This is a genomic window from Bradyrhizobium sp. BLXBL-03, from assembly GCF_051853015.1.
Taxonomy (GTDB): domain Bacteria; phylum Pseudomonadota; class Alphaproteobacteria; order Rhizobiales; family Xanthobacteraceae; genus Bradyrhizobium; species Bradyrhizobium manausense.
This window is the reverse complement of sequence record NZ_CP182470.1, coordinates 1455463-1475576: the sequence shown is the minus strand read 5'-3', so window position 1 is coordinate 1475576 and position 20114 is coordinate 1455463. Positions and strand designations below refer to the sequence as shown.

Here is a 20114-nt window from a genome sequence, read left to right as displayed (position 1 = left end):
ACTTCGGGTTTAATGGGCAAGATCACGGGTTTTCTCGAAATCGAACGGCACGATCGCAAGTACACCCCGGTCGCCGAGCGCGTGAAGCATTACAAGGAATTCGTCGTTCCCTTGACCGAGAAGGAAACGCGCGACCAGGCCGCGCGCTGCATGAATTGCGGCATTCCCTATTGCCATGGCACCGGCTCGGTCGCGCCGGGCACGCCCGGCTGCCCGGTCAACAACCAGATCCCTGACTTCAACGACCTTGTCTATCAGGGCAACTGGGAAGAAGCCTCGCGCAACCTGCACTCGACCAACAATTTTCCGGAGTTCACCGGCCGCATTTGTCCTGCGCCATGCGAAGCGTCCTGCACGCTCAACATCGACGACAACCCTGTCACCATCAAGACCATCGAATGCGCGATCGTCGACCGCGCCTGGGACAATGGCTGGCTGAAGCCTGAGATCGCTGCGGTCAAGACCGGCAAGAAGGTCGCGGTGATCGGCTCCGGCCCGGCCGGCATGGCCTGCGCGCAGCAGCTCGCACGCGCCGGCCACGACGTGCATGTCTACGAGAAGTACGCCAAGGCCGGCGGGCTGCTTCGCTATGGCATCCCCGACTTCAAGATGGAGAAGGGCATCATCGACCGTCGCGTCAAGCAGATGGAAGCCGAAGGCGTCACCTTCCACTACAACAGCCATGTCGGCGCGGCCGGCAATGTCGATCCGCGCGAGATGCTCAACGAGTATGACGCGGTGGCGCTGACCGGCGGTGCCGAAGCGCCGCGCGATCTGCCGATTCCCGACCGCGAGCTCGACGGCATCCACTACGCGATGGACTTCCTGCCGCAGCAGAACCGCCGCGTCTCCGAGGAGCCGCTGAACGGCGTCAAGGAGATCTTGGCCGGCGGCAAGCATGTCGTCGTCATCGGCGGCGGCGACACCGGATCCGACTGCATCGGCACCTCGCTGCGCCAGGGCGCGCTGTCGGTGACCCAGCTCGAGATCATGCCCGCCCCGCCCGAGCGCGAGAACAAGGCCCTGACCTGGCCGAACTGGCCGCTGAAGATGCGCACCTCCTCGAGCCAGGCCGAAGGCGCGATCCGCGAATACGCCGTGCTGACGCAGAAGTTTTCCGGCGAGAACGGCAAGGTCAAGAAGCTGCACTGCGTCCGCGTCGACGACAAGTTCAAGCCGATCGAAGGCACCGAGTTCGAGCTCGACGCCGAGCTGGTGCTGCTCGCGATGGGCTTCGTCCATCCCGTGCACGAGGGCCTCTTGAAGCAGCTCGCAGTCGATCTCGACCCGCGCGGCAACGTCAAGGCCAACACGCTCGACTACCAGACCTCGCGCCCGAACGTGTTCTCCGCCGGCGACATGCGGCGTGGGCAATCGCTGGTGGTGTGGGCGATCCGTGAGGGTCGGCTGTGTGCCAGGTCGATCGATACGTTCCTGATGGGGAAGACGGATCTGCCGCGGTAGGTTCCGTCATTCCGGGGCGCGCGAAGCGCGAGCCCGGAATCCATTTATCCGCGAACACTGAGGCCTGATGGATTCCGGGCTCGCGCCAAGTGGCGCGCCCCGGAATGACGAGCGGAGCTAATTCTGCAGCCTCACCCCCAGCATCGCCACCGTCCCCTGCGAACTCGAGCCCGGCTGGTTCGAATCCAGGATGTCGTGGCGCAGCGTCCCCTTGATCCAGATGTTGCGGTTGAGCTTGTAGATCAGATTGCCTTCGAGCGAGTAGGTCTTGTCGTTGCGATTCTGGCCCTGGTAGTCGTAGGTGCCGTAGGTGAACTTGCCGATCGCGGTGAGCCAGCGGCGGAAATCGTGGTCGACTTCGGCGGCATAGGTGTGCACCAGCACGCCGGAGGAGCCGGGGATGGTGGTTTCCGCGATCTGCGTGTCGGTGTTGAACTTCACCGTCGTCAGCCCGCTGGCGTTCCAGATCAGCGAGCCCGAGGTCAGGAAGCCCGAGAGCTGGCTCAGGCGCGGGTCGACATAGTTGCGCGCGGAATAGCCGACCGAGACCTCGCCGGTGAGGATGCGCGAGAATTCGAAGGACGAGCCGATCTTGGCGTAACCGCCGTTTGAATTGCGCAAGTAACCGTTGCGGTCGGCCGCCTGGTCGTGGACGCGGTTGTCGCCCTCGATCTCGACGAACGGTTTTAAGCCCGGCTTGAGCTCGTAGGAGAAGCGGCCGACGCCGCCATACTGGTTGAAGTCGCGGTCGTCATTGCTGAAGGTCGAGCCGTCGGTGAGCTTTGAATCGGTGTAGGCGGTGCGATCGATCGTGGCGCCGGCGGCGACCTGGAAACGATTGAAGGTCTGGTCGAAGCCGAAGGTGCCGCCATAGGTGGCGTAGACAGGATATTTCTGCAGGCCCGCCTGCACGTTCGGGCTGCCGGGATTGTCGGTGGCGAGCCGCAGCCGCAGCTGCGAGGTCAGCTTGAGATCGCGGTCGACGTCGTAGCGGCCGTCGACATGGCCGGTGAAATCGGGGCGGTTGATCTCGACCGGCGAGGGCGAAGGAAGCCCGTCGATCGTCGCCGGCATGTTGTTGGTGTAGCCGGAGAACGAGCCGCGCAAATCGGCGACCAGCGCGTGGCGCTCCCAGTCGGACATGACAAGAAGATCCGGCGCGACGACGTAGACAGGCGAGCCGACCGGCTTGCTGAGACGCGCCGGATTGGTGTCATAGCCGGTGGAGAGCTCGAGCCCGCCCTTGATCAGAAAACTGCCGGCGTAGTCGCCGACCGCGCCGAACGCATCGTCGTCGACCTTGAGGCGGCGGCGCAGCGGCTGGCCGGGCACGACACCGGCCATCGCCGGCGGCAGCGGCGTCTTGTGCGCGGTCTCCGACGGCGGCGGCGCAATGCGCGGCGGTCCCAGCGTGGAGACCGCCGGCGTTGCAGCTGGCACCGGCGAGCCGGGGCCGGCGGGCTTCTTCGGCTTCAGCTGGCCCGGATAGAGTTTTGGCTGCTGGCGCTTGCGATTGAGCGAATCGTAGCCCGAGCTGCTCGCGCCGTTCGCGGCGGGCAGCCCGTAGCTGGGCACCTGACCGACGCGCGTGGTCGCCGGCGCATCGCTTTTCTTGCGCGGATCGCCGTTGGGATCTGGCGGCTGCGGGACCGCGTCCGACGGCGCCTGCAAGACGCCCGCCGTGCGGCGCATCGGCAGCGCGTCAGGCGCCACGAAGCCGCCGCGACTGGGATTGAACAGATCGGGCGTGAGGCTCTGGGCCGCCACTGGTGAGCTTTCCAGCGCTGATAGCAGCAGGCACGGCAAGGCAGCGCGGAAAGCGCACGCGCTGCGGCTCCGGCCCCTGCCTGGAGGCGACCCCACGATAAAATAACTCCAACAAAATCAAATACTTCAACGACGGCTTTCCGCCGGTGCGGGGGAACCATCGTTAATGGAGTTAAAACAATTATGGTTAATGACCCGTTGCGGGCTTTTGCGCGCGCGTCGCCTGATCGGCCGGGGCGTGCTAAGGAGGCGACCACTGGGCCGACGCCCCTCCTCCTTGGACCTTGTCTATGCCGAGTTCGATACCGCTGATGACCTCCTCATCCGGCCCCACCCCTACATCCGTTGAATCCGCGCTCCGCACGCTGGAGACCGAGAGCGGCGGCATCAACGCGCTTGCGGCCGCGCTGCGCGGCCCGCTCGGCGAGCCGTTCGCGAAATCGGTCGACCTGATCCGCAACGCCAAGGGCCGCGTCATCGTCACCGGTCTCGGCAAGTCCGGCCACATGGCCCGCAAGATCGCGGCGACCCTGGCCTCGACAGGCACACCGGCCTTCTTCGTCCACACCGCGGAAGCCGCCCATGGCGACCTCGGCATGATCACCGCCGACGACGTCATCATGGCGCTGTCCTGGTCCGGCGAGCAGCCGGAGATGAAGACGCTGGTGAACTACTCGGCGCGCTTTGCAATCCCGATGATCGCGGTGACGTCGAACGCAGCGTCCTCGCTCGGCCAGGCCGCCGACATCGTCATCGAGCTACCGAAGGCGCGCGAGGCCTGCCCGCACAATCTGGCGCCGACCACCTCGACCATGATGCAGGTCGCGATCGGCGATGCCATTGCGATTGCGCTGCTCGAGGGCCGCGGCTTCACTGCGCTGGAATTCGCGCATTTCCATCCCGGCGGCAAGCTCGGCGCCATGCTGAAATTCGTCCGCGACTACATGCGCACCGGCGCCGAAATCCCGGTCAAGCCGCTCGGCACCAAAATGTCGGACGCGGTGATGGAGATGTCGGCCAAGGGCTTGGGCTGTGTCTGCATCGTCAACGACGCCAACGAGGCGATCGGCATCATTACCGACGGCGATCTGCGCCGCCACATGCGGCCGGACCTTTTGACCGCGTCGGTCGACGAGATCATGACCAGGCAGCCCAAGACCGTGCCGCCCTCGATGCTGGCGACGGAGATGATCGAGGTGCTGAACACGCGCAAGATCACGACGCTTGTGGTGGCCGAGGCGGACAAGGTGGTCGGTATCGTGCATCTGCACGATCTGCTGCGCGCAGGCGTGGCGTAAGGCACCGCTCTATCCTCGTCATTGCGAGCGTAGCGGGACAGTCTGGATTGCTTCGTCGCAAGAGCTCCTCGCAATGACGCGTGGTTAGACCGTTGGAAACCGCGCCGCCTTCTCTTCCAGCGGCAATCGCAGCCCGTTCGCCAGATACGAGACGGTACGATAAAAACCGCACAGCAACATGATCTCCAGGATCTGCGCCTCGTCGTAATGCGCCGACAGTGCTGCGAACTCGGCGTCGGTGAACGTCGCGCATGTGTGCAGCGCATCCACGGCGGCGATCAGGGCCCGCTCGGCAGGTGACCAGCAGGATGAGCTCGCATCGCCCTCGACCGTCGCACGGACCTCATCCTCGGTGAGGTTTGCCGGCGCGGCAAAGACCGCGACATGGACGCCCCATTCATATTCGCATCTGTTCAGCGCGCAGGTGCGGTCAATGACGATCTCGCGCTCTCGCAACGATAACGGGCCGGGATCGAGCAGGCCGCCGGCGCGAAACTTGTCCCAGGCGCGACCATGGCCCGCCATCACCCGAAACAACATCAGCGGCGGCGCGCCGCGCATGATGCGATCGAACTGCGCCTGGGTCTCCGGTGGATAAGGCGGCGTGAGCGGGGCGATACGCGGAGCCGGGGATGACATGGGTGCCCTCTTTGCTACAGATAATGTAGCAATACGCTACATTATCTGTAGCAAGTGGCAAGAGGGGCTGATGGCGAAACAGACGGGCTCGGGGGACCGCCGCGTGCGCGGCTCGCGCACCGGGCGGCCGATCATGGTGCTGCTCGATCTGCTGGGGCGGCGCTGGGCTTTGCGGATCTTGTGGGAGTTGCGCGAAAAACCCCTCACCTCGCGTGCGTTGCGCACGGCCTGTGACGAGGCTTCGCCGACAGTGCTGCAGGCGCGGCTGACGGAACTGCGCGAGGCGGGGTTTGTCGAGCTCGGTGACGGCGGCGGTTATGGATTGACGGCGCTCGGACGCGAGCTGGGCGAGATGCTCATGCCGCTGCACCGGTTTGCGGAGAGGTGGCGAAGCAAGAGCGCTGGCTGAGTCTGGCGCTCCATCCGCAAGCTCGTGATTGCAAGCGCAGCGAAGCAATCCAGAGTCTTTCCGCGGAGACAGTCTGGATTGCTTCGCTTGCGCTCGCAATGACGGCGGCTCACGCCGCCGCCACCGTCAGGTTGGCACCATCCACCTGCACCACCTTCACCCGCGTGCCTGCCGGCGTATCCGGGCCTGCGACGCGCCACACCGTGTCGCCGATGCGCACGGTGCCGTTGCCGTCGATGATCGGCTTCTCCAGCGTGAACTCGCGGCCGAGCAGCGCCTCGGTTCGCCTGTTGAGGAAGGGACTGGCACTGTCATCCGGCTTCGGCCGCGCGAGCCGGCGCCATACCGGCACGGCGGCCGCTGCGAACACCGCGAACATCACCAGCTGGATCTGCCAGGAGATCACTATAACGAACGAGATCAGGCCGACCAAAAGCGCGGCAAGCCCGAGCCAGAACAGGAACACGCCCGGCGCGACCACCTCCAGCGCCATCAGGATGAAGCCGAAGATCAGCCAGTTCCAGCTGCCGAGCGATACGAACATGTTGGTCATGACACGACCTCTCTCAATGCTGCCTTCACGGCACCGCCGGTGGAGTCGGCGGCGTCGGACCTGACGGCGGCACCGAACCGCCGCGACGGGCCGCAGCGACCGCCGACGCAGCACTTTCTCCGAACGTTGCCTTGGCGATCTCGCCGATGCCGGCGAGCGAGCCGAGCATGCTGGTCGCCTCCATCGGCAGCATGATGATCTTCTGGTTCGGCGCCTCCGCGAACTGGCCGAACGCCTTGATGTATTTATCGGCGATAAAGTAGTTCAGCGCCGCGACGTCACCCTTGGCGATGGCCTCACTGACCATCTGCGTCGCCTTGGCCTCGGCCTCGGCGGACCGCTCACGCGCTTCGGCGTCGCGAAACGCCGCTTCCTTGCGGCCTTCGGCCTGGAGAATCTGGCCCTGCTTGGCGCCCTCGGCGCGCAGGATCTCGGACTGGCGCTGGCCTTCGGCGGCTAAGATGTCGGCGCGCTTGACGCGCTCGGCCTTCATCTGCCGGCCCATGGCCTCGACGAGGTCGGCGGGCGGCACGATGTCCTTGATCTCGATGCGGTTGACCTTGACGCCCCAGGGCGAGACCGCGGCGTCGACGACGCGCAGGAGGCGCTCGTTGATCTCGTCGCGATGCGACAGCACCTGGTCGAGATCCATCGAGCCCATCACCGAGCGGATGTTGGTCATGGTGAGCACCGTGATGGCCTGGTTGAGGTTGGCGACCTCGTAGCTGGCCTTCGCCGCGTCGAACACCTGATAGAAGGCGACGCCGTCCACCGTCACGGTGGCGTTGTCCTTGGTGATGACCTCCTGCTCGGGAATGTCGATCACCTGCTCCATCATGTTGATCTTGCGCCCGACACGATCGAAATAGGGCACGATCAGATTGAGCCCGGGGCTCAGCGTCTGCGTGTATTTGCCGAACCGCTCGATGGTCCAGTCATAGCCCTGTGGCACCGTCTTCACGCCGGCAATCAGCGTGATGATGACGAGCAACACCAGAACAATCGCAAAAATATCGAAACCGCTCATATCTCCTCCAAGGTGGGAAAGAAGCCGGGAGACAGGCCTTTCCCGCGCTGTCATTGGTCGGGATCAGCACCCTACCGGTTCAGCGGCCGCCTTTCACGTCGGCATCGGTGCCTTTCCGCACAAGACGCTGGATGCACGAACGGTCACGATTATGTATTTGCGAAGGGCCCTTGAAAGCGCGACGGCCCAGACCTAGCGGCAAAAATTAACAAATAGCGGCGCTACTCGATGACCTCGTTCGCGATTGCGAGCAGGCCGGGGGGAAGCGTGACGCCAATCGCCCTGGCCGTTTTAAGATTGATCGCCAGCTCGAACTTGGTCGGATTCTGGACCGGGAGGTCGGCCGGCAAGGCACCCTTCAGAATGCGATCGATATAGCCCGCCGCGCGTCGGAGCTGCTCGGCACTGTCCGTGCTGTAGGACATCAGCCCGCCCTCATCGACAAAGGCGCGGATGCAAAACACAGCCGGGAGATGCGCCTGCTCAATCGCCGCCAGCAGCGGCGCGCGGTTCGCGATGGCGAAGAAGTCAGGCAGGACGAGGAAACCGCCATCCTTGCGCGCGGCCAGCGTGGCGATCGAAGCGACATCATGCACCGGCGCAGGCTCGATAGTCACATGCAGCGTCCGTGCGGCCTGCTCGAGCGTATGCAGCATCAGCGTCGCGAATGGCGCGGTGGCAGGATTGTAGACGACGAAGGCACGGGAGACCTTTGGCGTGACCTGCGTCAGCATCTCCAGCCATTTGCCGGCGAGCGGACCGTCGTAATCAGTGAATCCGGTGATGTTGCCGCCGGGATGGGCGAGGTTCTGGACAAGGCCCTGGCTGACCGGATCGGTGACCACCGCAAACACGATCGGGATCGTCGTGGTACGCCGGCGCAGCTCCTCCACCGACGGCGTGCCGAGCGCGAGCAGGATATCGGGCTTAAGCGCGATCAGCTCGTCGGCAAGCTGCGCGAGGCGCGTCCGATCGCCGGCGCTGCTGCGCCAGTCGATCCTGAGATTGTCCTCTCCCTTCCAGCCATGAGCGGCCAGCGCCTCGACGAGATTGGCCTGACCGATCACCTCATCGGCTGATGTGACCGAGAGCACCCCGAGCCGGCGTTGCGCGGCCGGCTGCTGGGCCGGCGCGGAGGCCGGCCATGCCGCGATCGTTCCCAGAAGCGCCAGACAGTCGCGGCGGTTCATGAAACGCTCCCTGGAGCCAGGCATGTTAGATCCAGCCCTGCAGCTCGCGCAGCACCAGCGTTCGGATCACGTCCATTCCAGGATCGCTGTCGTTCAGGCAAGGGATCGCGGAAAACTGCTCGCCGCCATTGTGCCTGAAGATCTCGGCATTCTCCTGCGCGATCTCCTCCAGCGTCTCCAGGCAGTCGGCGGAGAAACCCGGCGTCACCACCGCGATACGGCGCACGCCTTCTTTCGCCAGCCGCTCCATCGTCTTGTCGGTGTAGGGCTGCAGCCACTCGTCATTGCCGAAGCGCGACTGGAAGGTCAGCAGCAGTCTTGTCTCATCCATACCGAGCCGGCGACGCAGCGCCTGCGTCGTCGCGATGCAGTGCCTTTGATAGGGATCGCCCTTGTCGACATAGGCCTTCGGCATGCCGTGAAAGGACGCGACGATCAGCTCGGGCCTGAAGGATAGATTCGCCAGATGCGTCTCGATCGAGACGGCGAGCGCCTCGATATAGGCCTCGTCCTCGTAGTAAGGCGGCGTTACCCGCAATGTCGGCTGGTTGCGCAGGCTGGCGAGCACGCGGAACACTTCGTCGCAGACGGTCGCCGAGGTCGAAGCGGAATATTGCGGATAGAGCGGCACGGCGAGAATGCGCTCACATCCCTTTGCGATCAGCGCATCGATCCCCGCCTTGATCGAGGGATTGCCGTAGCGCATCGCCCAATCCACCACGACATGCGCGCGATCCGACAGCGCGGCGGCGAGCTTGTCGGCTTGCGACCGCGTGATCGTCTTCAGCGGCGACTCGTTCTTCTCGACGTTCCATATCTTCTGGTAGTCGAGCGCCTTGGTACGGGGGCGGCTGCGCAGGATGATGCCGTTCAGCACGGCTTTCCAGATCAGGCCCTGGTCCTCGATGACGCGGGCGTCCGACAGGAATTCCTTCAGATACACCCTCACGCCGGCGGCGTCGGCCGTATCGGGCGTGCCGAGATTGATCAGCAGCACACCGACGCGCGGCTGGCTGGGCTGAACGGTCGGCTTCGCTGAAACGAGGGGGGCCAGGGTCGTCATGCCCAGTTGCGTCGCGCGTTGCTCCGAACTTGTCAAGATGAGCCCGGTTTCGCTAGGGTCCGCCACAAGCGGGGGAGGGAAGATGACGCTCGCGGAATGGTGCGTTCTCGGAGCGCTGCTGCTCTATCTCTTAACGATCGTCTCGATCAAATGGATCAGGTTTCGCGGCTTCGACAATTCGCGGCCGCGCGACCCCGCCTTTTACCAAGACGCCATCTCGCAGCGGGCGCTCGGCGCGCACCAGAACGGCATCGAGACCTTCCCGTTCTTCGCCTTCGCCGTCCTGCTCGCAGAATTTCGTGACTCCCCGCAGCGCCTGGTCGACGAGCTCGCAGTGCTGTTCCTGATCGTGCGGGTCGCCTATGTGCTGACCTATCTCGGCAACCGGCCGACCCTCCGCTCCATCCTCTGGGGCGTCGGTTTTGCACTCAATCTGGCGATCTTCCTCATGCCGATGTTGAAGCGGTTTTTGCCGGGGTGAGCTTCGGGAAGCGTAGCCCGGATGGAGCGAAGCGTAATCCGGGGTCTCTCCGCGGTGGCACCGTCCCGGATTGCGCTTCGCTCCATCCGGGCTACGAGACCTTCGCTTCAAAAGCACGTCGTCCGCTCGGCCGCGATGTAGCCGAACAGCAGCCCCGCCCCGAACAGCAGCACCAGAGCCGCGGCGCCGAATTCGATGCCGCGCATGAACAGCGCGCCTCCACCGTCGCGGCCCGCGCTGAGGCGGCCGGCGATGTCCTTGGCCGAGACGGCGACCACGGCGATGGCCGCGACCGTGATCGCGGTGCCCAGCCCCATCAGGAAGGTCGCGGCGATGCCGGCCCAGAACAGACCCTGCGCCAGCGCGAAGACCAGCACCAGGATCGCGCCCGAGCAGGGGCGGATGCCGACGGTCAGGATCGCGGCGAACCCGCGCCGCCAGCCGCCGGGGCCGGCGAGCTCGCTCGGGGTCGGGCCATGGGCATGGCCGCAATGCTCATCATGGACGTGGTTATGCCCGTGATGGTGATGGGGGTGCGTATGATCGTGGTGATGGTGATCATGGTCGTGATGATCATGCCCATCATGATGGTGATGGCCGTGATCATCATGGCCATGGGGCACGCCCGCGATCGCCGGCACCGGCTGCGTCGCCTGGAGCGTGCGGATAAAGGTGCGGCCCTTGGTCCAGGTCAGGCGCAGGCCGAACAGCGCGATCAAGGCGTAGCTTGCAATCTCGATCGCCCCTTCCGCCTTGCACATGGTCCTGGCAGTGGCGTTCAGGATCCAGGCCGAGATGCCGACGATCAGGATCGCCACCAGCGACTGCATCAGCGCCGAGGCGAACGACAGTGCGATGCCGCGCCGCGCGGTCTCGCGGTTGGCGACGAGATAGGAGGCGATCACCGCCTTGCCGTGGCCGGGGCCGGCAGCATGGAAGATGCCGTAGGCAAACGAGATGAAGAGCAGCGTCCACACCGCCGAGCCGTCGGATTTGGCAGCGCGGATGGTCGACGACATCTGGCGATAGAATTCCGACTGTTTTGCCAGCAGCCAGCCGATCAGGCCTCCGGCTTCGGCCTCGGCGGCGGGTGCCTGCTTCGGCGCGCCGAACGGATTTTGCGCCAGGACATGGTGAAGCGCGGCATCCGCCACGCCGACGGCGAGGAGAACGGCGGCGCAAGCGATGAGCCCGCGCGCAACGGACGAAAGTTTCGGCTTCACGGACAATCCACCGTGATCTTGTTGGCGAACATCATGCCGAAATTGGCATTCGGGCCGTCCATGAAAGTCTGCTCGTTGAGCCTCTGCGCGGTCGCGGTGCCGTCGCTCGGACGATCGAGCTTCATCTGGCAGCCTGATGGCGCGCCGACCAGCTTGACCGGATTGTCCTTGGCCATCTGGAAATCGATGAAGAAGGAGCGGTCGAACACTTCCAGCACGAGCTGTTTGGGCTTGAGCGGCGTCTTCAGCGGCAGCGTGAAGTGCAGGGTCAGCACAGTCTCCTTGTAGTCGAGATAATAGTCGACCGGCTCGCCAAAGCGCTCCTTCTTGCCGTCGGCCTTCGCAAAGGTGAAGTAGGCGTATTCCTTCAGCGACTCGACATTGGTCTGCGCCAGCGGCCCCAGCTCCTCGCGCGTATAGGCGCCCTTCTTCTTGCTCTCGAGCCCCTGCACCGCATAGGCAGAGAACATGTCATCAAACGTCCAGGCGTGACGCACGCCGGTGATGCTGCCGTCGTCGGCGTAGAGCAATTCGCTTGAAGCGGTGATCCAGACATGCGGATGCGCGCTCGCCGCGTCCGATGCGAGCATTATTGCGACGGCGAGCAGCCATCCCAGCAGCGCGCGCATGTCGATCAAGCCGCCTTGTCGTCGAGCAGGCCGCGGCGGCGGAGCAGCGCGTCGGGCTCAGGCGGGCGGCCGCGGAACGCCTCATAGGCCGCTTCCGGATCGACCGACCCGCCGCTCGAATAGATGTTGTCGTGGAGGCGCCTGGCCACCGCGGGATCGAAGATGTTGCCGGCCTCCTCGAACGCCCCGAAGGCGTCGGCATCCATGACCTCCGACCACATGTAGCTGTAATAGCCGGCGGCATAGTGGTCGCCCGTGAAGATGTGGCCGAACTGGGTCGGCCGGTGCCGCATCGAGATTTCCTCGGGCATGCCGATCTTCTCCAGCTCGCGTTTCTCGAAGGCGCGGACATCCTGCGCGGCGGCGGCGGGCTGGGAGTGGAACTCGAGATCGACCAGCGCCGAGGAGACGAACTCGACCGTGGCAAAGCCCTGGTTGAATTTTCGCGCGGCGAGGAAGCGCTTGAGCAAATCGTCCGGCAGCGGCTCGCCGGTCTGGTAGTGCCGGGCGAACTGCTGCAGCACCTCGGGCCGCTCCTGCCAATGCTCATAGAGCTGCGACGGCAGCTCGACGAAGTCGGTGAAGACCGACGTGCCCGACAGCGAGGGATAGGTCACGTTGGAGAGCATGCCGTGCAGGCCGTGGCCGAACTCGTGGAACAGGGTGCGGGCATCGTCGGGCGACAGCAGCGAGGGCTCGCCGCCTGTGCCCTTGGCAAAATTGCACACATTGATGACGAGCGGCGCGATCTCGCCGTCGAGCTTCTGCTGGTCGCGCAGCGAAGTCATCCAGGCGCCGGAGCGCTTGGACGGCCGGGCGAAGTAGTCGCCGTAGAACAGCGCCTTGTGCTTGCCGTCGGGACCCCTGACCTCCCAGACCCGGACGTCGGGATGCCAGACCGGCACATCCTTGCGCTCCTCGAAGGTGATGCCGAACAGGCGCGTGGCGCAGTCGAAGGCGGCGGCGATCATGTGGTCGAGCGTCAGATACGGCTTGATCGCGGCGTCGTCGAAATTGGCGCGCTGCAGGCGGAGCTTCTCGGCATAGAAACGCCAGTCCCAGGGCGCGAGCTTGAAATTGCCGCCCTCCTCCGTGATCAGCGCCTGCATCTCGTCGCGGTCGGCGAGTGCCCGGGCCCGGGCCGGCTTCCAGACCCGCTCCAGGAGGCCGCGCACCGCATCCGGGGTCTTGGCCATGGAATCCTCGAGCCGGTAGGCGGCGTAGGTCGGATAGCCCAGGAGCCTGGCGGTCTCCTCGCGCAGCTTCAGGATCTCGCCGATGGTCGCGTTGTTGTCGTTGGAATTGCCGTTGTCGCCGCGCGCGATAAAGGCCTTGTAGACCTTCTCGCGCAGGTCGCGCCGGCTTGAGCTCTTCAGGAACGTCTCGACCGAGGAGCGCGACAGCGTGACGATGGCCTTGCCTGCCATGCCGCGATCTTCCGCCGCCGCCTTGGCGCCGGCGATAAAGCTCTCGGGCAGGCCCTGGCGGTCGGCCTCACCCAGCTCCATGAACCAGTCCTGCTCGTCGCCGAGCAGGTGATGGCTGAAGCCGGTCGCGAGCTGGGCCAGCTTCTCGTTGATCTCGGCCATGCGCGTCTTGGCCTCGTCGGACAGGCCGGCGCCCGACCGGTGGAAGCGGGTATAGGTGCGCTCCAAGAGGCGGAGCTGCTCCGGTGTCAGACCGAGACTGCCGCGGTTCTCGTGCAGCTGGGCGATGCGGCCAAACAGCACGGCGTTCATCATGATCGGATTCCAGTGCCTCGCCATCCGCAAGGAGACCTCCTTGTCGATCTCGAGGATGGCCGGGTTGGAATGCGCCGAGACCAGGTCGTAGAAGACGGAGGCGACCTTGTTGAGCAGCTTGCCGGAGCGTTCCAGCGCCGTAATGGTGTTGGCGAAGTCGGGCGCAGCCGGATCATTGGTGATGGCCGCGATCTCGGCGGAGTGATCGGCGAAGGCCTGCTCGAAGGCCGGGAGGAAGTGCTCCGGCACGATCTCGTTGAAGGGCGGGGTCGCAAACGGCGTCACCCAGGCCTTCAGCAGCGGATTGGTCTCGGCGTCCGTAGTCTGGCGGGGGTCTGACATCGCAAGTCCCGTTTTTTGAGGCAATTTGTTGGGGCCAGCTATAGCACGCGATGGGGCTTTTTTGGGCCATTTGGCCTTGCTCCCGCCCGGCTTTTCGGGGAGATTGCGGCCCTCGAAACCACGGACCTCAACGCCCATGAACGCGCCCTCCTCGTCGTCCCGTCAGATCGTCTGGCCGAGCGTCATCACCGTCATCAGCGCCGCCATCCTGATCGGCGCCGAGGTGTTCGGCGCGGCGTTTGCTGGCGGCTGGGCGCTCGCCATTCTGATCGGGCTCGGTGACCAGGGCGCGCACATCCTTCAGGCCGTGCTGTTCGCACTCGGCGTGCTGGTCATGACCGCCTTCATCCGCGCAGCTCAGCGCGTCGAGCCGTTCTTCAAGCGCCGCTGAGTCGTCTTGCGCGACTGAAGTCACGCGCGCGACACCAAAAACTTAACGCACGTTCATCTTCCGCGTCGCTCGCGCAACACCGCGCAAGCAGATGTTAGGCAATTCTGTTCTCAGCCTAAAAAAATTCTTGCGAAGCCGAGTCAAAACCCTTATGTGCGTTTTTGCCCAATTTCGCACGTGCCTGTGGTCGTGTGTCAGTCGGTAGGTATCCGGACAAGAGGCCGGACAGCCGCCAAGGGGTGAAGAAGCCGAGGGGCTCTTCGGAAGTGCAGAAGCCGGAAGGTTGAAGCAGACTCCGAAGCGCCCAGCATCTCTCTCAAAGAGATGCCTTGTCGAAGGTGACTTCGCTCTTTGCAACCGTGACTGGCAGCCGGAGGCGAACCGGCGCACCCCGCTCTCAACGGGGGACGCGACTTAAAGCAACGACGGATCGGGCTTTTTTGGTCTCTACCGGCATTCCACCGCCGGCGCGGGCTACTGAAAAGGCTTGTCCTTCATTGCCAGGTGAGCGGGCGGGAGACTCTCCCAACCAATCCACGGCAGCACAGTCTGGTTTGAGTCTTTTGGCTTCAGCGCGCCTCCATCGCGCGATGTGGCCGAAGCACTCTTATCCGACGTCACGTTGATGCGGATCCTGTCGCTGGGACCGTTGGAGAGTGCCATGACCGAACGAATCCAGGAATTCCTGCGTAACCGCCGCAAGGAAGGTCTCGACACCGAGCCGTGCCTCGTCGTCGACCTCGAAGTCGTGCGCGACAACTACCAGAGCTTCGCCAAGGCGCTGCCCGACAGCCGCGTGTTCTACGCCGTCAAGGCGAACCCGGCGCCGGAAGTGCTGTCGCTGCTGGCTTCCATGGGCTCCTGCTTCGACACCGCGACCGTCGCCGAGATCGAGATGGCGCTGGCCGCCGGCGCGACGCCCGACCGCATCTCCTTCGGCAACACGATCAAGAAGGAGCGCGACATCGCGCGCGCCTTCGCGCTCGGCATTCGCCTGTTCGCGGTGGACTGCGTTCCCGAGGTCGAGAAGATTGCCCGCGCCGCTCCCGGCGCCAAGGTGTTCTGCCGCATCCTCTATGACTGCGCCGGCGCCGAATGGCCGCTGTCGCGCAAGTTCGGCTGTGACCCGGAGATGGCGGTCGAGGTGCTCGACGCCGCCAAGCGTCTGGGCCTCGAGCCGTGCGGCATCTCGTTCCATGTCGGATCGCAGCAGCGCAAGGTGAAGGCGTGGGACCGTGCGCTGGCAATGGCCTCGCAGGTGTTCCGCGACTGCGCCGAGCGCGGCATCAACCTCTCCATGGTCAACATGGGGGGCGGCTTTCCGACCAAGTACCTGAAGGACGTGCCGCCGGTCGTCACCTACGGCCGCTCGATCTTCCGCGCGCTGCGCAAGCACTTCGGCAACCAGATTCCGGAGACCATCATCGAGCCGGGCCGCGGCATGGTGGGCAATGCCGGCATCATCGAATCCGAGGTCGTGCTCATCTCGAAGAAGAGCGACGAGGACGAGGTGCGCTGGGTGTACCTGGACATCGGCAAGTTCGGCGGTCTCGCCGAGACCATGGACGAGTCGATCCGCTACGCCATCCGCACCCCCCATGACGGCGCGGACATGACCCCGTGCGTGCTCGCCGGCCCCACCTGCGACAGCGCCGACGTGCTGTACGAGAAGACCCCGTATCCGCTTCCCGTCACGCTCGAGATCGGCGACAAGCTGCTGATCGAAGGCACCGGAGCCTATACGTCGACCTACTCGGCGGTGGCGTTCAACGGCATCCCGCCGCTGAAGACGTACCACATCTAAGCGCCTCGCTGCTGCGAGGCACGACGAACCCGGGAGCCGGCTTGCCGGCTCCTTACCCGACATTGCCATTCTGACGACGCTTGAGCCGCGTGCCTTGGTGCGCGGCTTCAAGCGGGGACTGACGCGCCATGACTGCTTTTCGGAAGCCACAAGTCGCCCTCACCTCGAAAGCCGCTCCGTTCGCGATCCGAAGCGAGCGCGCCATCGACGTCGCCGCCCGTGAAGCGCTGCTGGATGCCTGCTTTGGCGAAGATCGCCATGACCGCACCTGCCAGCGCCTGCGCGACGGACGCGCACCTGCCGCCGGCCTCGCGCTGGCCGCCGTGCGTGAGGGAAAGCTCGTGGGAACCGTGCGGTTGTGGCACGTCAGCGCCGCAGGCAGGCCCGCTCTGGTCCTCGGACCGCTGGCGGTGGACCCTGCCTGCCGCGAGCTCGGGATCGGCGCCGCGCTGATGCAACAAGCGCTGGCCGCCGCCCGGGCGCGCGGGCATGACGCCGTGATCCTGCTCGGCGATGCGCCCTACTACGCCCGTTTCGGCTTCTCGGCCGAGAAGACCGGCGCGCTGCTGCTGCCCGGCCCGTTCGAGCGCGACCGTCTGCTGGCGATCGAGTTCACCGACGGTGTGCTCGATGGCGCCGAAGGGATGATCGTCCCGACCGGCGCGGCCCTGCCCAAACGGAGGGTAGTTCGCGCCCTCCAGGCGCGCGCGGCGTAAGGACTTGCCATGATGGCGACGACCGGAGCCGCACTGGGCGGCTTCGCCCGCCTGCGTCTTCCGTTAAGCTCGTCCTTTGGGGTTGCGCGGGCCCGGAAATTGCCCATAAACCCCACGAAATCCGCTTTCAGTCGAGGCCGAATCCATGCCCCGTCGCCTGATTTCCACCGGCTCCCCCCTCGAAAAGAGCGTCGGCTACAGCCGCGCCGTGATCGACGGCGAGTTCGCCTTCGTCGCGGGAACCACCGGCTATGACTACACGACGATGACGATGCCGGCGGATGTCACGAGCCAGTCACGCAACTGCTTCAAGACCATCGAAGCGGCCCTGAAGGAGGGCGGTTTCCAGATGGCCGACATCGTCCGTGCGACCTACTACGTCACCGACGCCAGCTACATCGATGCCCACTTCGCCGTCTGCGGCGAGGTTCTCGGCGACATCAGGCCGGCAGCGACCTTGCTGGTCGTCAGCGCCCTCGCCAAGCCCGAGATGAAGGTCGAGATCGAAGTCACCGCCAAGCGCCGCAGCGTCTGACAAGCGCCGCGCCTGATCCACCCACCAGATGTCCGCCAGCACGTTCCGGAGAAACTTATGAGCCCTCCCTCGCAGATCTACGCGAAGATCACCGGTCCCATCGTCATGGTCGGCTTCGGCTCCATCGGCAAGGGCACCTTGCCGCTGATCGAGCGGCACCTCGATTACGACAAGTCGCGCGTCACCGTGATCGATCCCAAGGATGAGGGCCGCAGGGCGCATTGCGAGAAGCACAATGTGCGCTTCATCCAGAAGGCCGTGACCAAGGACAATTATCGCGAATTGCTGACCCCGCTGCTCACCGAAGGCGGCGGACAGGGCTTTTGCGTCAATCTGTCGGTCGACACCGGCTCGACCGACATCATGGAGCTCTGCAACGAGCTCGGCGCGCTCTATATCGACACCGTCAACGAGCCCTGGCTCGGCTTCTATTTCGACGCATCCAAGGGCCCCGAGGCCCGCTCCAACTACGCGCTGCGCGAGGTGACGCTGGCCGCCAAGCGGGCGCGCCCCGCCGGCTCGACCACCGCGGTGTCCTGCTGCGGCGCCAATCCCGGCATGGTGTCCTTCTTCGTCAAGCAGGCGCTGCTCAACGTCGCCGCCGACCTGAAGCTCAATGCGCCGAAGCCGAAGACCAGGGCCGAATGGGCCGACCTGATGCGGCAGGCCGGCATCAAGGGCATTCACATCGCCGAGCGCGACACCCAGCGCGCCAAGAAGCCGAAAGAGCCTGACGTCTTCGTCAACACCTGGTCGGTGGAAGGTTTCCTGTCGGAGGGCATGCAGCCGTCCGAGCTCGGCTGGGGCACCCATGAGAAGTGGATGCCCGAGAATGCGCATACCCACGAGGCCGGCTGCGGCGCCGCCATCTATCTGATGCAGCCCGGTGCCAACACGCGCGTGCGCACCTGGTGCCCGACCCGCGGTGCGCAATACGGCTTCCTCGTCACCCACAACGAATCGATCTCGATCGCCGATTACTTCACGGTGCGGGATGCCTCGGGCAAGGCGATCTACCGCCCGACCTGCCACTACGCCTATCATCCGGCCGACGACGCCGTGCTGTCGCTGCATGAGCTGTTCGGCCGCGCCGGCAAGATGCAGGAGAAGCACCACATCCTCGAAGAGGATGAAATCGTCGACGGCATCGACGAACTCGGCGTGCTCCTGTTCGGCCACGACAAGAACGCGTACTGGTTCGGCTCGCAGCTCTCGATCGAAGAGACCCGGGAGCTTGCACCCTACCAGAACGCCACCGCGCTGCAGGTGACGTCCGCCGTGCTCGGCGGCATGGTGTGGGCGCTGGAGAATCCGAACGAAGGCATCGTCGAAGCCGACGAGATGGATTTCGATCGCCTCCTGGAGATCCAGCTGCCGTATCTCGGCCCGGTAAAGGGTTTTTACACCGACTGGACGCCGCTGACGGATCGGCCGGGCCTGTTCCCTGAGGACATCGACACCAGCGATCCCTGGCAGTTCAAGAACATTCTGGTGCGGTGAGCGGGCTCGCTGACAAAACAGCGAAAACAACCCCATGCACAGTAGACCGCGCAATGGCAGGCCATTGCGCGCCTGCGGCAAAAACGCGTGCGCTGTCTACTGCTTGTCCTTGATCGGCGGAGCGATCTTCTCGGCCGGGGCCGGCGGCAGCGCGGGCTTGGCCGCTCCCGCCGCGCCCTGCGTCTGCGGCTCGGGCCGCGCCGGCTCGGGCGCCGGCGTGGTCGGCCGGTCGCCGCCGGGTTTTGCCTCTGCGGGCGTCTTGGTCTGGTCGTCGGAAGGCGTGCCCTGAAGCGGCTGGGTGGCCTGCGCCAGCTCCATCCGGCTTTGGGCGCGGATTTGCGCCAGCGACATCACGGACACCAAGACACCCGCTGCGAACAGCGTGCAGGCGATGGTGAGGTCGAGCTTCAGGTTTCGCTTGTTGTTCTGGCCGGTCATGTCGATCACCGCCTTTGTCCACGGGATCAACGAAACCGGAGCCGGCGGGTTCCGCGCTGGGAGAGGCGGGAACCGGGCTCAATCCGTCGTGCTGACTTCCCAGGTGGCGTGACGGACGCCGGGCAGGTGCTGGAGCTCGGTTGCCACCGCGTTGAGCTCGTTCGGATCGACCGCGGTCGCGACCAGCTCCGCGACGATCTCGATGAGATCGTCGCCGGTCTCGACAACCTCGACGTCGGCGACGGGATATTTGGCATCCTCGAGCTTGTCGACGAGCCGGTCGCGCATGTCAGGCAGGGCATCCATCGCAACCGCGAGCTTGAAATAATAGGTCGCCTCGAGCGCCTTCGCGTTCAGCGGAATGCGGTTGATGGCATTGACCAGCGGACGCAGCATCGTGTTGCCGGCGATGACGAAGACGGTGAGCGCCGCGGCCTGTGCGACCATGTCGGCGCCGGCGCAGGAGCCGACAGCGGCCGAGGACCACAGCGTCGCCGCGGTGTTGAGCCCACGCACGTCCATGCCCTGCTTCATGATGACGCCGGCGCCGAGGAAGCCGATGCCGGAGACGACGTAAGAGATGACTCGCACCGCGCCCTCGGCACCGTCCAGATGCATGGCGAGATCAACGAAGGCGGCGGCGCCGACAGCGACCAGCACATTGGTGCGCAGGCCAGCGGTGCGCTGACGATATTGCCGCTCGGCGCCGATCAGCGTGCCGAGCACGAAGGCCGTGAACAGGCTGACCAGCGTGTCCGCGAAGTCGACGAGCTGGAAGGTCGTCAGAAAGCGCATGAATGTGAACTGCCGTAGGGTGGGCAAAGCGAAGCGTGCCCACGGCCTCCCTCAAACCAAAAAAGATCGTGGGCACGGCGCAAGAGCGCCTTTGCCTACCCTACGGCT

General features: G+C 65.0%; 20 protein-coding genes. 9 read left to right on the top strand and 11 right to left on the bottom strand.

Going from position 1 to position 20114, the window contains the following annotated elements; all coding sequences use genetic code 11:
• Positions 1-12 precede the first annotated feature (12 nt).
• Positions 13-1464 (top strand): glutamate synthase subunit beta, encoded by a 1452-nt coding sequence (locus tag ACNJX9_RS07055; RefSeq protein ID WP_057752796.1) that lies wholly within the window; start codon positions 13-15, stop codon positions 1462-1464.
• 117 nt (positions 1465-1581) lie between these two features.
• Here ACNJX9_RS07055 and ACNJX9_RS07050 read toward each other — a convergent pair whose 3' ends face one another.
• Positions 1582-3327 carry an outer membrane beta-barrel protein gene (locus tag ACNJX9_RS07050; RefSeq protein ID WP_439408253.1) on the bottom strand — a complete coding sequence of 582 codons (1746 nt, stop codon included), beginning with the start codon at positions 3325-3327 and terminating at the stop codon, positions 1582-1584.
• Positions 3328-3521: 194 nt separating this feature from the next.
• Between ACNJX9_RS07050 and ACNJX9_RS07045 the strand changes: the two genes are divergently transcribed.
• Complete coding sequence (locus tag ACNJX9_RS07045; protein WP_439408252.1) at positions 3522-4529, top strand: KpsF/GutQ family sugar-phosphate isomerase; 1008 nt, start codon at positions 3522-3524, stop codon at positions 4527-4529.
• An 84-nt stretch (positions 4530-4613) separates the two neighbouring features.
• On the opposite strand, the gene ACNJX9_RS07040 is transcribed toward ACNJX9_RS07045, so the two are convergent.
• Positions 4614-5168 (bottom strand): carboxymuconolactone decarboxylase family protein, encoded by a 555-nt coding sequence (locus ACNJX9_RS07040; RefSeq protein ID WP_439408251.1) that lies wholly within the window; start codon positions 5166-5168, stop codon positions 4614-4616.
• Between the two features lie 70 nt (positions 5169-5238).
• Between ACNJX9_RS07040 and ACNJX9_RS07035 the strand changes: the two genes are divergently transcribed.
• The gene (locus ACNJX9_RS07035; RefSeq protein ID WP_439408250.1) at positions 5239-5577 is read left to right on the top strand and encodes a winged helix-turn-helix transcriptional regulator; all 339 of its coding nucleotides are present in this window, start codon (positions 5239-5241) and stop codon (positions 5575-5577) included.
• Positions 5578-5686: 109 nt separating this feature from the next.
• On the opposite strand, the gene ACNJX9_RS07030 is transcribed toward ACNJX9_RS07035, so the two are convergent.
• The 4 genes from ACNJX9_RS07030 to hemH form a co-directional block, all read right to left on the bottom strand.
• Positions 5687-6130 (bottom strand): NfeD family protein, encoded by a 444-nt coding sequence (locus tag ACNJX9_RS07030; protein WP_439408249.1) that lies wholly within the window; start codon positions 6128-6130, stop codon positions 5687-5689.
• Positions 6131-6155: 25 nt separating this feature from the next.
• A complete protein-coding gene (locus ACNJX9_RS07025; protein WP_057752809.1) occupies positions 6156-7157 on the bottom strand; it encodes an SPFH domain-containing protein in 1002 nt (333 codons plus the stop codon).
• A 221-nt stretch (positions 7158-7378) separates the two neighbouring features.
• Positions 7379-8347: an ABC transporter substrate-binding protein gene (locus tag ACNJX9_RS07020; protein WP_439408248.1), complete on the bottom strand. Its 969-nt coding sequence runs from the start codon at positions 8345-8347 to the stop codon at positions 7379-7381.
• A 25-nt stretch (positions 8348-8372) separates the two neighbouring features.
• Complete coding sequence (hemH, locus tag ACNJX9_RS07015) at positions 8373-9410, bottom strand: ferrochelatase (RefSeq protein WP_439408247.1); 1038 nt, start codon at positions 9408-9410, stop codon at positions 8373-8375.
• A gap of 82 nt (positions 9411-9492) precedes the next feature.
• On the opposite strand from hemH, the gene ACNJX9_RS07010 reads away from it, so the two are divergent.
• Complete coding sequence (locus ACNJX9_RS07010; protein ID WP_439408246.1) at positions 9493-9891, top strand: MAPEG family protein; 399 nt, start codon at positions 9493-9495, stop codon at positions 9889-9891.
• Positions 9892-9998: 107 nt separating this feature from the next.
• On the opposite strand, the gene ACNJX9_RS07005 is transcribed toward ACNJX9_RS07010, so the two are convergent.
• From ACNJX9_RS07005 to ACNJX9_RS06995, 3 genes are read right to left on the bottom strand one after another with little or no spacing between them, the layout of a single operon-like run.
• On the bottom strand, positions 9999-11114 hold the full coding sequence (locus ACNJX9_RS07005) for a nickel/cobalt transporter (RefSeq protein ID WP_205668264.1): 1116 nt from the start codon (positions 11112-11114) through the stop codon (positions 9999-10001).
• Positions 11111-11749 carry a DUF1007 family protein gene (locus ACNJX9_RS07000; RefSeq protein ID WP_057752933.1) on the bottom strand — a complete coding sequence of 213 codons (639 nt, stop codon included), beginning with the start codon at positions 11747-11749 and terminating at the stop codon, positions 11111-11113. Before ACNJX9_RS07000 ends, ACNJX9_RS07005 begins: the two co-directional genes overlap by 4 nt.
• On the bottom strand, positions 11749-13827 hold the full coding sequence (locus ACNJX9_RS06995; RefSeq protein WP_057752818.1) for a M3 family metallopeptidase: 2079 nt from the start codon (positions 13825-13827) through the stop codon (positions 11749-11751). Before ACNJX9_RS06995 ends, ACNJX9_RS07000 begins: the two co-directional genes overlap by 1 nt.
• A gap of 136 nt (positions 13828-13963) precedes the next feature.
• Here ACNJX9_RS06995 and ACNJX9_RS06990 point away from each other — a divergent pair, with 136 nt between their 5' ends.
• The 5 genes from ACNJX9_RS06990 (at position 13964) to ACNJX9_RS06970 (ending at position 18773) form a co-directional block, all read left to right on the top strand.
• Entirely contained in the window at positions 13964-14218 is a 255-nt protein-coding gene (locus ACNJX9_RS06990; protein WP_057752820.1) for a hypothetical protein, read from the top strand.
• 661 nt (positions 14219-14879) lie between these two features.
• Positions 14880-16022 (top strand): type III PLP-dependent enzyme, encoded by a 1143-nt coding sequence (locus ACNJX9_RS06985; RefSeq protein ID WP_057752824.1) that lies wholly within the window; start codon positions 14880-14882, stop codon positions 16020-16022.
• A 128-nt stretch (positions 16023-16150) separates the two neighbouring features.
• Positions 16151-16738 carry a GNAT family N-acetyltransferase gene (locus ACNJX9_RS06980; protein WP_057752826.1) on the top strand — a complete coding sequence of 196 codons (588 nt, stop codon included), beginning with the start codon at positions 16151-16153 and terminating at the stop codon, positions 16736-16738.
• 145 nt (positions 16739-16883) lie between these two features.
• Complete coding sequence (locus ACNJX9_RS06975) at positions 16884-17273, top strand: RidA family protein (RefSeq protein WP_439408245.1); 390 nt, start codon at positions 16884-16886, stop codon at positions 17271-17273.
• Positions 17274-17330: 57 nt separating this feature from the next.
• Positions 17331-18773 carry a homospermidine synthase gene (locus tag ACNJX9_RS06970; protein WP_439408244.1) on the top strand — a complete coding sequence of 481 codons (1443 nt, stop codon included), beginning with the start codon at positions 17331-17333 and terminating at the stop codon, positions 18771-18773.
• Positions 18774-18869: 96 nt separating this feature from the next.
• On the opposite strand, the gene ACNJX9_RS06965 is transcribed toward ACNJX9_RS06970, so the two are convergent.
• Entirely contained in the window at positions 18870-19211 is a 342-nt protein-coding gene (locus ACNJX9_RS06965) for a hypothetical protein (protein ID WP_439410019.1), read from the bottom strand.
• Between the two features lie 78 nt (positions 19212-19289).
• Positions 19290-20006, bottom strand: a complete 717-nt coding sequence (locus ACNJX9_RS06960; RefSeq protein ID WP_439408243.1) for an MgtC/SapB family protein — start codon at positions 20004-20006, stop codon at positions 19290-19292.
• Between the last annotated feature and the right edge of the window lie 108 nt (positions 20007-20114).